This is a genomic window from Bacteroidales bacterium (assembly GCA_023229505.1).
Lineage (GTDB): Bacteria > Bacteroidota > Bacteroidia > Bacteroidales > JAGOPY01 > JAGOPY01.
In genome coordinates this window covers 1-13227 of the sequence record JALNZD010000064.1, presented here as the reverse complement: position 1 = coordinate 13227, position 13227 = coordinate 1, and the positions used below count along the sequence as shown (strand labels likewise).

The 13227-nt window shown below is 46.9% G+C and carries 11 protein-coding genes; all 11 read right to left on the bottom strand.

All coding sequences use genetic code 11. The annotated features are described in order from the left end of the window. A partial coding sequence (locus tag M0Q51_16075) for a transcriptional regulator (GenBank protein ID MCK9401496.1) occupies positions 1-415 on the bottom strand: 415 nt, incomplete at its 3' end. Positions 416-549: 134 nt separating this feature from the next. Continuing rightward, on the bottom strand, positions 550-1695 hold the full coding sequence (locus M0Q51_16070) for an acyl-CoA dehydrogenase family protein (GenBank protein MCK9401495.1): 1146 nt from the start codon (positions 1693-1695) through the stop codon (positions 550-552). 111 nt (positions 1696-1806) lie between these two features. Beyond that, positions 1807-3822: an acetyl-CoA carboxylase biotin carboxylase subunit gene (locus M0Q51_16065; GenBank protein ID MCK9401494.1), complete on the bottom strand. Its 2016-nt coding sequence runs from the start codon at positions 3820-3822 to the stop codon at positions 1807-1809. 25 nt (positions 3823-3847) lie between these two features. After that, positions 3848-4630, bottom strand: coding sequence for an enoyl-CoA hydratase-related protein (locus M0Q51_16060; protein ID MCK9401493.1), 783 nt, complete (start codon positions 4628-4630; stop codon positions 3848-3850). A gap of 68 nt (positions 4631-4698) precedes the next feature. Beyond that, positions 4699-6306 carry an acyl-CoA carboxylase subunit beta gene (locus M0Q51_16055; GenBank protein ID MCK9401492.1) on the bottom strand — a complete coding sequence of 536 codons (1608 nt, stop codon included), beginning with the start codon at positions 6304-6306 and terminating at the stop codon, positions 4699-4701. Between the two features lie 94 nt (positions 6307-6400). Then, positions 6401-7234 (bottom strand): hypothetical protein, encoded by an 834-nt coding sequence (locus tag M0Q51_16050; GenBank protein ID MCK9401491.1) that lies wholly within the window; start codon positions 7232-7234, stop codon positions 6401-6403. A 13-nt stretch (positions 7235-7247) separates the two neighbouring features. Then, positions 7248-7952: a L,D-transpeptidase gene (locus tag M0Q51_16045; GenBank protein ID MCK9401490.1), complete on the bottom strand. Its 705-nt coding sequence runs from the start codon at positions 7950-7952 to the stop codon at positions 7248-7250. 74 nt (positions 7953-8026) lie between these two features. Then, positions 8027-9151, bottom strand: a complete 1125-nt coding sequence (locus M0Q51_16040) for a L,D-transpeptidase (GenBank protein ID MCK9401489.1) — start codon at positions 9149-9151, stop codon at positions 8027-8029. Positions 9152-9303: 152 nt separating this feature from the next. Continuing rightward, positions 9304-9909 carry a hypothetical protein gene (locus tag M0Q51_16035; GenBank protein ID MCK9401488.1) on the bottom strand — a complete coding sequence of 202 codons (606 nt, stop codon included), beginning with the start codon at positions 9907-9909 and terminating at the stop codon, positions 9304-9306. Positions 9910-10103: 194 nt separating this feature from the next. Then, on the bottom strand, positions 10104-11516 hold the full coding sequence (locus tag M0Q51_16030; GenBank protein MCK9401487.1) for a sigma-54 dependent transcriptional regulator: 1413 nt from the start codon (positions 11514-11516) through the stop codon (positions 10104-10106). Continuing rightward, complete coding sequence (locus tag M0Q51_16025) at positions 11517-13013, bottom strand: ATP-binding protein (GenBank protein MCK9401486.1); 1497 nt, start codon at positions 13011-13013, stop codon at positions 11517-11519. Between the last annotated feature and the right edge of the window lie 214 nt (positions 13014-13227).

The following is a 13227-nucleotide window of genomic DNA, read 5'->3' as shown; positions in this document are numbered from 1 at the left end:
CACTTTTACATTCTCTGATAGCTAGCTCAATTAAATCAAGGTAGTGCTTTTTATCAAATGCTCTATTCTTTGAATAAGCAGCTTTTTGACCTGTTTTCTGTGCTACTTTATTATCAATGAAATAATTAGGCCTTCTCCCCTCTATCAAATGCTTGGATTTCAAATGTTTTTCCTCTGACTTACTAATTGGTATCTTTTTCTGTACTTTATCAAGCATGATGATCTCTTCTAAGGAAAGGTCCTGGTTTCTGGCCAAAAGATTTGCATAATCAACGTCAAGAACATTACCAGTTATAGTGACTTTCACCTTGCCACCTGACAAATCATAATCGGGCAAAGGGAAAAAGCGCACTCGTTGAAAATTGAACATCTTTTTAATTCCTCCACCTGCTGTATCTGGAGAATCATTAAACAATAAAATTTAATCATTTTTCCCAGCCTTCATGTACGATAGACGATTTTTCATGGACGATTTTACATTAATTTTCAATGTTAAATCGTACATCCCGCCAGTAGGCGGGCAAGCGTCCATGTTCAATCGTCCATGTCCTAGCACCCGATATACCTCGAAATCACAAGCCTCTGAATCTCACTCGTTCCTTCGCCGATCTGCAAAAGCCGCTGGTCGCGGTAATGGCGCTCGATGTCGTAGTCTTTCATGAGCCCATATCCGCCATGGATCTGAAGAGCCTCGTCGGCTACTTCGCGGGCAATCTCGGAGCAATACAGCTTCGACATGGCTGATTCTTTCCCGAATGGCTTGCCGGTATCCTTCAGCCAGCAGGCTTTGTACAAAAGGTTGCGTGCCAGTTCGATTTTCGTCGCCATATCAGCCAGTTTGAAAGCAGTTACCTGGAACTTGATGATGGGCTGGCCGAACTGCTTACGTTCTTTGGAATATTGCAGGGCCAGCTCGAAAGCGCCCTGAGCCAGTCCCAGTCCCATGGCTGCAATGGAAAGCCGGCCGCTGTCGAGCGTGCTCAGCATGATGTGCGAGCCTTCTCCCACTTTGCCTAAAAGGTTTCCTTCGGGCACACGGCAGTCGTCAAAAAACAGCTCCGCTGTATCAGAGGCGCGCCAGAGCATCTTTCCGTGCATGGAGCGGCGTGTGAATCCGGGTGTGTCTTTCTCCACGATGATGCAGCTGTATTCTTTCCGGCCGTCTTTTTCACCGGTGACCGTCTGAACGGTCGAACCGACGGAAATATCGACGGAACCATTGGTAATGAAAATCTTGGACCCGTTGATTACCCAGTTTCCGTTTTCCAGGTATGCTTTGGTCTTGGTCCCCCGGGAGTCGGAGCCTGCATCCGGCTCAGTAAGGCCGAAACCCCACAGTGCTGCCCCTGTGCAAAGCGGCGGCAGGTATTTCATCTTCTGTTCCTCGGTGCCGTAATAAAAAAGCGGACCGATGCCCAGAGAATTATGTGCAGCCAGCGTTGCCGCCTGCGAACTGTCGATCCGGGCTATTTCTTCCACGGCAATAATGTACGACAAATAATCAAGTCCCTGTCCGCCATATTTTTCAGGCAGGTACATGCCGAAAATGCCTAGTTCACCCATTTTCCTGGTCAGGTCGTGGGAAAACTCGGCTTTTTCATCGAGTTCTTTGGCAACGGGCTTTATTTCACGCTCTGCAAATTCCCGGACGGTTTCCCGGATCAAATTCTGTTCTTCAGTTAATTCAAAGTTCATATCAGATATTTTTTCTTAGCGTTACTTTGCGATTTCTTTGCGATCCTTTGCGTGATAACTTAATAAATTGTTTCGCAGAGTTTCGCAGAGGAATCGCAAAGGTTCGCAAAGTTAGTTCAATTCAATTGCCTTCAGTTGCACCAACCTGGTGCTGGAATTCACCATTTCACCAACCTTTACATTCACCTGCTCCACCACTCCGTCAGTAGGCGCTGCGATGTAATTCTCCATTTTCATAGCTTCCACGATCAGTAAAGTAGCTCCTTTCTTCACTTCATCCCCTTCCTTCACATTTACCTTGATCACCTTGCCCGGCATGGGAGAGATGATCTTCCCGTCGTTTTTCCCGCCCCCTGAATCAAAGCTTCCAAGGATCTCCTGGTTCTTCAGCAGCAAATCATTCCGGTTCACCCGGAAGATAAAACCCTGGTAACTCACATACCCATTGCCATCCTCATCTGTCGAGATATAAAACTCCAACTGTTTTTCATCAAGGATCATTTCCAGGTAACCTTCCCCGCAAATCCTGACATGTGCTTCATGCCGGCCGTCTGATCCTGTGATATGGTAAGTGCCTTTTTTAATACTTTCGACGGAAAAATGAAAGGGCTTTCCTTCAACCTGACCCTCAAGTTCCATGATATCGCGCCAGTAACTGATATGGTTCCAGATGTCATGCCCGGTGTTTATGTCAGGCTCTGGCCGGCAATTAAAATCATAAAGATAATAGGCCAGGCCGGGAATATGAATCGGGACAGCCTCTTTATCTGCCTGTATAGCGGTAACCAGGTCAGTCGTATGCTCGTCGCAGTATTTAGTTGAGATTTGATTCCGTATGTAGGCCGGATGTTTTAAAAGATGCTTCAGGTAACCGATGTTGGTCCGGATACCATGGATGATGAATTCGTCAAGCGCCCGGATCATCTTATTGCGCGCATCTTCCCTGTTTTCATCCCATATGATCAGCTTGCAGATCAGCGGATCATAAAAGCTATGAATAGTGGTTGCTTCCATGATACCGGTATCGACACGTATGCCTTCACCTTCGGACTCCAGGTAATAAGACATATTTCCCGGTGAGGGAAGGAAGTTATTTGCAGGGTCTTCAGCGTAAATACGGCACTCGATCGCATGCCCGTGCTGCGTGACAGATTCCTGCTCAATGTCAAGTTTTTTGCCAGCCGCAATGTAGATCTGTTCCTTGACAATATCGATGCCGGTAACCATTTCCGTAACAGGATGTTCAACCTGGACACGGGTGTTCATCTCCAGGAAATAGAAGTTGAGATCTTTATCCACCAGGAATTCCACAGTCCCGGCATTGTTATAACCGATGGTTTTTGCTATCCTTACGGCCGTCTCACCCATTTTCCGCCTGATCTCGGGGGTCAAGGTGGGAGAGGGCGATTCTTCGATTATTTTTTGATGTCTTCGCTGGATGGAACATTCCCTTTCGAAGAGATGGATGACATTGCCATAATTATCGCCCAGCACCTGGATTTCAATGTGCCGCGGTTCTTCGATATACTTTTCGATAAAGACTGTCCCGTCGCCGAAGTAAGATTTAGCCTCCCGGCTGGTGCTTTCGAGCAGTTCGGCCAGGTTGCCGGCATCGTGCACGATGCGCATCCCTTTGCCGCCCCCGCCGGCTGCTGCTTTGATCATGACGGGGAAGGGGATCTCACCGGCTCTTTTCAATAAGGATTTAATATCTCCCGTAATGCCTGCAGTCATGGGGATGCCGGAGTCTTTCAATGCTTCCCTCGACTCAATTTTGTTGCCCATGAGTTTCATCGCACGGGCATTGGGTCCGATGAAAACAATCCCTGCATCATCGCAGGCTTTAACAAATTTAGAGTTCTCCGACAAGAAACCGTACCCGGGATGAATTGCCCCGGCCCCGCAGGTTTTTGCGATGCCAACGATCTTTTCAATGTTAAGATAAGTATCGGCCAGGTCGTTTCCACCCAGGCTGTAGGCTTCATCGGCCATGCGAACGTGGAGGGCATATGCATCCGCTTCAGAATGAATGGCCACCGCCCGGATGCCCAGGTCCTGAACCGCACGGATAACGCGCACCGCGATTTCTCCCCGGTTAGCAATTAGTATTTTACGAAAAAGATTCATACTTGTACTTTCAAAATTATCTATTTTACCATTTCGGTTTCCTCTTCTCTAAAAAAGCCGCCATCCCTTCCTGTCCTTCTTTCGACGCGCGGATCCCGGCTATCATCCTGGCTGTCGATTCCAATGCCTGTTCCAGCGTTTCCAGATTGCTGATGTTGAAGATCAGGTTTTTGCACTGCGACATGGCTTTCGGGCCGCTGGTGCGCAGCAGTTCAACTACTGAATTGACATAGTTTTCCAATTCATCAGAGGGTAGCGATTTATTGATCAGCCGGAAATGCTCCGCTTCCTTGCCTTTGATCCTGCGACCGGTGAGCATAAGTTCACGGGAACCATATTCTCCAACCCGCTTGGTTACATAAGGTGATATGCAGGCAGGCACTATGCCGATCTTTACTTCACTGAGCGAGAACGTCGTATTGTCGTCGGCATAAGCAAAGTCGCATGAGGCCAGCAGACCGTTGGCCCCGCCGATGGCAGCGCCGTGAACCACTGCAATAGTGGGTTTTTTGCAGGTATAGATAATGTATAAGCATTTCGACAGATTCAGGCTTTCTTTGAAATTTTGCTCGAAGCTGTAATTGGCCACACTCCGCATCCAGTTCAGGTCGGCGCCGGCACAGAACGACTTCCCCCTGCCGCGGAGAATCACGATCCGGATATCTTCCATCAAATTGACTGCTTCAAAGCAATCGATCAGTTCCCGGATCATGACCTCATTAAACGCATTATGAATCTCAGGTCGGTTAAGCCAGATGATTCCCAGGTCGTTCTGCTGCTCGAATTCTATCGTGGAATAATTAGTCATAAAATGGTCATTAAGTAGTCATATTTTATACTATCCCTAATTCAACATTCAAAATTTAACATTCAACATTACATTCTGAACACTCCGTACTTCGTCTCCGGGAACTTAAGATTCAGGGAAGCGGCAATGCCCATAGCAATATATTTCCGCGTATCCGCCGGGTCGATAATACCATCATCCCACAAACGCGAGGTGCTGAAGTATGGAGAACCTTCTTGGTCGTATTTCTTGAGGATTTCCGCGCGTAATTTTTCACGTTCCACCGGGTCCATCTCTTTGCCCTGTGCTCTAAGCTGTTCTTCCTTCACCTGGATCAGAACGTCGGAAGCCTGTTCACCGCCCATGACCGAAATCCGGGAGTTGGGCCACATGAATAGCAGCCTGGGATCATATCCCCGGCCGGCCATCGCGTAATTGCCGGCGCCGAAAGAACCGCCGAAGATAACCGTGAACTTGGGCACTTCAGCATTGGCCACGGCATGGACGAACTTGGCGCCATCCTTTGCGATACCGCCATGTTCATATTGTTTCCCGATCATGAAGCCGGTAATGTTCTGCAGAAATAAAATAGGAACATTCCGTGAAGTGCAAAGCTCGATGAAGTGTGCTCCTTTCAGGGATGATTCGGAAAACAGCACCCCGTTGTTAGCCAAAATACCTACTGGATAGCCCATGATGTTAGCAAAGCCTGTGACCAGCGTAGGGGCGTAACGGGCCTTGAATTCCTGGAAACGGCTGCCGTCAACAATCCGGGCTATGATTTCGCGCGAATCAACCGGTTTTTTAAAATCGATGGGAGCGATGCCGTAAAGTTCTTCAGGATCGTAATAGGGTTCTTCGATAGGAACTGTATTGAGGACCTGTTTTTCCTTTTTCTCGAGGGTCTGGAAGATATTGCGGCATATCTGGATGGCGTGGCGGTCGTTTTCAGCGAGGTAGTCGGCAACGCCGGAGATGGAAGTATGCACATAAGCGCCGCCTAATTCTTCCGGGGTGACCACTTCACCTGTTGCAGCCTTGACCAGCGGAGGCCCGCCGATATAAATCGTTCCCTGCTCCTTGACAATGATGGTTTCATCGCTCATGGCAGGCACATAGGCACCGCCGGCCGTGCAGAAGCCCATCACACAGGCGATCTGGGGAACGCCCATGGCTGAGAGCCTGGCCTGGTTGTAGAAAAAGCGGCCGAAGTGGAAACGATCGGCAAATACCTTTGATTGCTCGGGGAGAAATATGCCCCCCGAGTCAACCATATAAACACAGGGAAGATGGTTCTCCATAGCAATCTGCTGGGCCCTGACATGCTTCTTGATGGTTTCCTTCACATAAGTGCCGCCTTTGATTGTCGCATCATTGGCAATGATCAAGGCTTCCCTGCCTTCGATGACGCCTATTCCGGTAATGATCCCGGCAGAAGGGAATTGGTTGTCATATTCACCATAAGCTGCCAGCGGTGACAGTTCCAGGAACGGTGTGTTCGGGTCGATCAGCAGGTCGATCCGCTCACGGGCCAATAGTTTTCCCCGCTGCTTGTGCCTTTCGATGGCCTTGGGCGGTGCACCATGCCTGACTTGTTTGAGGATTGTCCGGTATTCTTCAAGGATTCGCAGAAACTGCGCTTTATTTTGCTTAAACTCCGCGGACTGGATGTCGATTTTTGACTCTATTCGGAACAAAGTGGTAGGTTTTTCGTGATCACTGGGTTTTATATCCAAAAAGCGATTAAAGATAAAGATTTTTTGAATATAACAATGTTCCCTACCAGACTTGTTACAGTTTCAGGATCAGGTGCGTTTTTGTAGGTACGGCACGGTACATGGCACGTGCATCGACATCACTTACAACCAGTTTAATCATCATGGGCTGGTCATTCTGCTGCGGTTTTTTAAGCATATGAATTACAGAGCGGGTCGATTCTTTCCTTTTGATGGAGCGATAAGCTTTGACCCTCTCCATGACGTCTTCTTCAGGAGGATTAGCTTGTTCAACTTCCACTAACAGGTTTCGGTCGAAATAAAATGTATAAAATACACCTGTGGAATCTGGCAGCTGGGGCGCACTTGAAGTTTTAGCTGCTTCGATGGTATCTTTGGGGGCTTGTTTTATAACGATAGGTGATTTTGGAATAGTGGACAGATCACGCGCAAGGGTAAAAGGCTCAGATATCCAGGGCAGGAGGTTTTCGTGGGGGATCAGGGCAAACCGGTTACTGATCTCCATATCCAGTATTTTAGTCTTTTTAACCGCTACACCTTTGATTTCAAGGATGAGCAGGCTATCGGGCAGGTCAAGGACCATGTAGATGGAATCTTTTTCAGCCAGGGAAAGCCTGTTTTTTTGAAATGCCTTTTCATTTTCCTTCCGGATAATCGTTCTCACCTCTGCCAGCTGGGCATCATCAATCCGGACACTGGCAATACCCGTTGTATCGGTTGATCCCATTGCGACAGTCGAAGAAGCAGGAGACGGTTTATAATTCCTCACAGGAAGAATAATTCCATAAATAATAAGGAATAAGGGGAGGGAAAGAACCAGGATAATAAAGATTACCTGAATCCTCCGGTTGCGGCCAAACCATTTGAAAAACGAGCCTATTGAATTCATGGGTTTCCCTTGATTAATAAATATAAACTTTTGACCCGATTTGCATGGTTTTAAAAACTTCTTCAAGGTCGGCATCACCCATCCTGACACATCCATGGGTAACCGGCATACCGAGGAATCTTTTATAAAGTGTTCCGTGGATCATATAACCATCGCCGAGGATCATGGAGTGGTCGCCAAGAACACCATATTCATATCTTGACGGATGATTGGCCGAAGGAACCGGTAAACCCTCTTCAATAAAAGCCCAATCAGGTTTTTTCCAGACAGGGTCATTGACCTTGTTTAATATCTTGAACATGCCGCGCGGGGTCTTGAATATCCATTGCTTATTGTCTCCGGCCTGCAAAATGGTATAACTGCCGGTAGAGCACACTCCTTCCCGCAGGACTTTAGCTTCATTCATCAGCCGGAAATTGTTTGCCGATGTATTTATAATCAGAAAAGGCCCTTTTGGTAAAAAGACGGAGAGTTTTTTCTGAATTCCTGCAAGATCTTTGTCCAGCGATTCCTGGTAAGTTTTTAAATTCCCCAGCCCAATTCGGGTAGCCGTAGACTGCAACTCAGCTTTAGGCTTAAAATGAAGGGCTATTTCCTGGATTTTATTAAAATTTCGGACAACAGGCCAGGAGAGTAAAATAGAGAGGCCTATTGCCATAATAAAAGCAAGAAATACTTTTAAAAAGGTGCGACCCGCAGAAGGTCTGTCCTTTTTCACTCGCGCTTCATTTGTGACATCCCATTGCACTGTCCTGTCCTGCATGGTTTAAAAAATTGAGATTCAAAGATAGGTTAAAAACCGTTGATTTCCTGCAGGCTTCTTAACGAGCCCACAATGGTGACCGGTGTGCCGGCACTCACAAGTTCGAATAACCTGTCCATTTCGTCATTGGTCAGGGCAATACAACCATCGGTCCAGTTAATCCCTCTCCCGCCACCGCCATGAATTTCAATCAGGTTTCCGATTCCTCTTCTGGGAATATTTCCTTTCTTGACATTGGCGCTATACCGAGCTTTATCTTCGTCGTTCGGATAATTGATCAGAAGGGCTTTATAGTATTTGGTTTCGTGGCGTGTTTTCTTTTTGGTGATATGATAGCGGCCTTCAGGTGTTGCTTTATCGCCCCTGTATTGCTTTGTGCCGATCCAATGGGGGCCCAGTTCGGCATTAAATTCCTTTTTCAGTTTACCATTATTGTAAACATAGCATTTTTGGGCGAATTTATCGATGATGATGACATTTGCATTATTATTCCTTGACCAGGCCAGTGTTTCATCTGCCCACCGGCGCCATTTTGAAAGACCTTCAAAGTAATTGGAAAGGTAACGATGCGCTTCTGCGACCGATTTAGTGATAAGTTGGCTGGCGACATCGAGGTTTATACCGACCTGGTTATAATCACCTCTTTCATAAGCTTCTTTCGACTCCATGTATCGCAGTTTGGCGGAGGTGAAATTCTGCCTCGTAGTGCCGCTTAAGGGGAGATGGGCATAATATTCATCGAAGTGATTAAGCTTATAGCTGACGGCATCCAGTTTTGAACTCAGACCGGAATGAAGGGAATCTTTGATATGAAGAGCCAATTCAGCGGCTTCCCTGGCCTTATCCGTGGCTTCTTTGGCCAGTCCGAGCATTTGCCCATAGTCCCTGATGAAGAACAAGCGGTCATTCTGGTATTTCCATTCATTCATAGCCAACTGACAGGTGCCTTCAGCTGAAACCAGTACATGGGGGGCATATTTATCGGCTTCGACTTCTCGTGCCCGACTGATCTCTGTTTGGCATTGGTTGATGGAGTCAATGGGTGGTTTAGCGGAAGAAACAAGCAGAATGCCCATCACCATGGCTATCAGGACGCAAAATGCCATAAAGGCTATTAAAACCCTTCGAATTTTTATTTTGCTCCTTCTGCTCATTTTATCTCTGGTATTATCGCCAAAGACCCCGGGATGCGCATGCATGACCGGGGTCTCCAGCTAAAACGATATATTATCGGTTTTAAGTATTTTCCGGCTTAACAATTTCGATACAAATTTAGAACTTTTATCGTGCCGAAAAGTTCAGAATATTACTTCTTCATAGTTTTCTTGGCAATAGCTTCTTCCAGCTCGGCTTTGAGGGAAGCGGCCTTGTCGTTGGCAGCCTTAACCTTATCAAGAGCAGTCAGGTAATCACCATTGTTGATCAGGGTGGAAACTTCAGCTAAGGAAGCTTCAACGAGAGCTAAATCACTCTGGATGGCTTCGAGGGCTTCTTTACCTTCTTTGCCTTTAGGGGCTTTCAAGATCAGTTCCTTTACTTCGGCTACCAAGGTGGTGGCTTCGGCGAGGGTTTGCTGAGCCTGGTTCTTAACTTCTTCTTTTTTGATACCTGCGTTTTCCTTCACAGTATTCGCGAGGGTAACAACGTTGTTAAGCTTTACAGTAACTTTTTTGTAGCTTCTGAAGAGAACGAATTTTGATTTCTGGTTCTCAACTTCGGTCATAGCAACATTCAATGAATCCTGAACAGCCCTGTATTCAGCAGGTACATAACGGTCAGCTTCAGCAGCTTTAGCAGCTTCAACAGCAGCTTTTGCATTTGTCATCTCCATTTCGGGAAGCTTGGCGCAACTGGTGAACAGGAATGCCATAGCAGCGAGGGAGGCGAGGGTTAACATTACATTTCTTTTCATTTTTTGATTCTCCTATTTATTAGTTAAACATTATTTTCAATCAAAATGATTGGACGGCACCCATTGATCAAACAGCGTGCCAGACTTCTAACATCGTCTATAAATGATTGAAATACAGCGTAAAAGAAATTTGAAATTTGAAATTTGGAATTTGGGATCAAACTTTTGTGCAACAAAATCAGGCAGGTTGTATTTTATTCAGACAGTAATCCGAATTTCTCCATCCTTTCATGAAGCATGGCGCGGCTGATGCCCAGCAGTTTTGCTGTTTTCACCTGGTTGCCTTTCATACAGCCCAGCGATTTTTCGATTAATTCTTTCTCGACCTGGTCAATAACGTGCTTGAAAAGCCGGCCTTCGTATTCATCGAGTTTATCCGGCAGCAGTGAGGAACGGTTTTTTGCACTTACCCCTGGCAAAACTGTTGCTGTGGAATTGATCTCCGCGGAGATGAGGTCAGGGGTGATCACATTGCTCTTGCTGAGCAGCAAGGCTCTTTTAAGAAGGTTTTCCAACTCGCGCACATTCCCCGGCCAGGAATATTTCAACAGCCCGTCCATGGTCTCCGGGGGAACCGTGACCATCGGTTTCTTCATCTCCTGGCAATGCCTCGAAAGGAAATAGTTGGTCAAAAGGGGGATATCTTCCGTGTGCATCCGCAAAGGGGGCAGGGTTATGGTAATGACCTTCAGCCTGTAGTAAAGATCTTCCCGGAAGGTTTTCTGTGCAATGGCATTTTCGAGGTTTTTATTAGTAGCTGAAATCACCCTGACATTCACCTTGATAACTTTGTTGCTGCCGATGCGCTCGAACGTACCTTCCTGCAAAACCCGCAACAGCTTGGCCTGCAATGACAGGCTCATATCGGCCACTTCATCGAGGAACAAAGTTCCTTTGTCAGCCATTTCAAATTTTCCTTCCTTCATGTGCGAGGCGTCGGTGAAGGACCCTTTTTCGAAGCCGAAGAGCTCACTTTCAAGCAGGGTATCCGGGATAGCGGCACAATTGATGGCGATGAACGGCTTGTCTGACCTGTCGCTGTAGCGGTGAATGGCTTTAGCCACCAGTTCCTTGCCGGTCCCGCTTTCACCGCTGAGCAAAACGCTTACATCGCTGGCGGCCACCCGGCCGATCATCTTGTAAACTTCCTTGATGGCAGGGCTCATCCCGACGATTTGCTCCCCTGTATGGGTATCGAGAGGATGGATCTCCATGCTGTTATCTTTATCTGAAAGCCTTTTCATCTCAAGGGCTTCCGTAATGACTTCCTTTAATCTGCCAACATCGAAAGGCTTTTCCAGGTATTCATAAGCGCCGTATTTCATCGCCGCGATCACCCGTTCCGTCGTCCCAAATGCGGTTATGATGATCACAGGCAATTGGGGATTCATGGCTTTGACCCGTTGGATAGCATCAAGCCCGTTAAGGCCTGGCATCTCGATATCCATCAGCACCAGGTCGGGCAACTCTTTTTTAATAACTGAAAGCGCCTCCAGCCCGTTGGCAGCTTCGACAATCTCACATCCAGGCTCCCGGAAAAGCTTCCGGAAAGAATACCTGACGCTTTCCTCATCGTCAACGATCAAAATCTTTTTAATGTCCTTCATTTATCTATTCATTGGCAAATGAATCGTGAAAGTGGCGCCCTTGCCGGAATTGTTGGCAGCGCTGATCCATCCGTGATGCAGTTCAGCAATCCGCTGTGAAATTGACAATCCAAGCCCGACCCCCTGGTCTTTGCCTTTTACGAACGGATCAAAAAGGGAATCCTTGATGTCGTCAGGAATGCCCGATCCTGTATCGCTGATGCAAATCTGAAACAACTGATTTTCCGGATCATCTGCTTTTACCTGTGTAGTAAAACTCAGCTCGCCGTCCTGCCCCATAGATTCAATGGCATTCAACACCAGATTCATGACAATTTGTTTGATCATGTCAGGATCGGCTTTGATCCGGAGATTTTCATGCTCATGGTTTTCAGTCAGCCTGATATTGCTCTGCCTGAACCGGGGTTGCATCAATTGCAAGGTTTCTTTGATAACCGGAACGATACTGACCATCTGCATCTGGGGTTTAGCCGGGCGGGCATATTTGAGGAAATTCTGCAGAAAACCTTCAACCCGGTCGATCTCATGGGTGATGATCTCCAGGTCGTGCAGTTTATCCTTGCTGATGCCAGGTTCCTGCATCATGGCGTATATCAGCATTTTGATTGCAGTGAGAGGGTTGCGGATCTCATGGGCCAGTGCAGGGGCAATCTTGCCTATAGCTGCCAGCTTGCTGGAACGCTCCAGCAATTCACGGTTCTTCTGCAAATCCTCATGGGCCTGGTTGATCCTCCCGATCAGCCGGTTGATGTGCAGGTCAAGTTCTTCCAGTTCTTTTCCGGGCGACATCTTGATGTGTTCCACCACTTCACTCCCTGCGGCATCCCTCACCTTGAGCACCAGTTTGTAAATGGGATTGAGGATGATCCGGGCAATAAGCCAGCCGAGGATCAGGCCGAGGATTATCCCGCTGCTGCCCAAAGCATACATGGCTGTCCGTATAATATCGTCATTCAGCTGGATACTCCTTTCGTATGCAGCCTGTGCACTTTCATTCGTGGCGATAAAACTGTCGGTTTTCTCCTCGATGGTGTTAATAAGATTCTGGCTGGCATGCACGATCAAAGCATTAGGTTGTGATATCCTGCCCATACGGTGAAGTTCAAGCGCATTCCTGAGAGTTTGCTGGTAATTGGAGAACAAGGCGGAAATTTGCTGGATCAGGATATTCTCTTCATCTGTATTAGCAGATGCCTTTGCTATTTCGAGCAAAAGGATAAATTCATTTTGTTTATTCTGCAGTGTGGCTATTCGCTCCGGGCTTCTGTCGAAAAGATAAGTCAGGGAAGCGGCACGGATATCGTATAATGATAATTTAAGTTCCTGGGCTGATTTGGAACTTCTGATATTTTGCTGGATCAGCAGGTTGGTTTCGTCCTGCAGCTTGTAAATGTAAGAAATGATCAGGAAACCACCGGCCAGGATAATGGCGATTGTAACCAATGCCCAGACGATTAACTGATAGCTGATATGGAATTTCATCCTGGGACGACGCATGGGTGGAAAGTTTTTCTAAAAGTACAAAAAAGTTTGAGAAGTCAGAAGACAGAAGACAGAAGAAAGAATTCTAAATTCCAGATGCCAACCTCTTATATAACTTCTTTTTTCAAGCAGCTTCAAGTTGAGCGATTCTCTTCTTTAGTTGATTGATTTTCTTTTCTTTATATTTTTGTTGATAATCATCCAAGGCCTTGGGGTTAAAAGCTTCTTT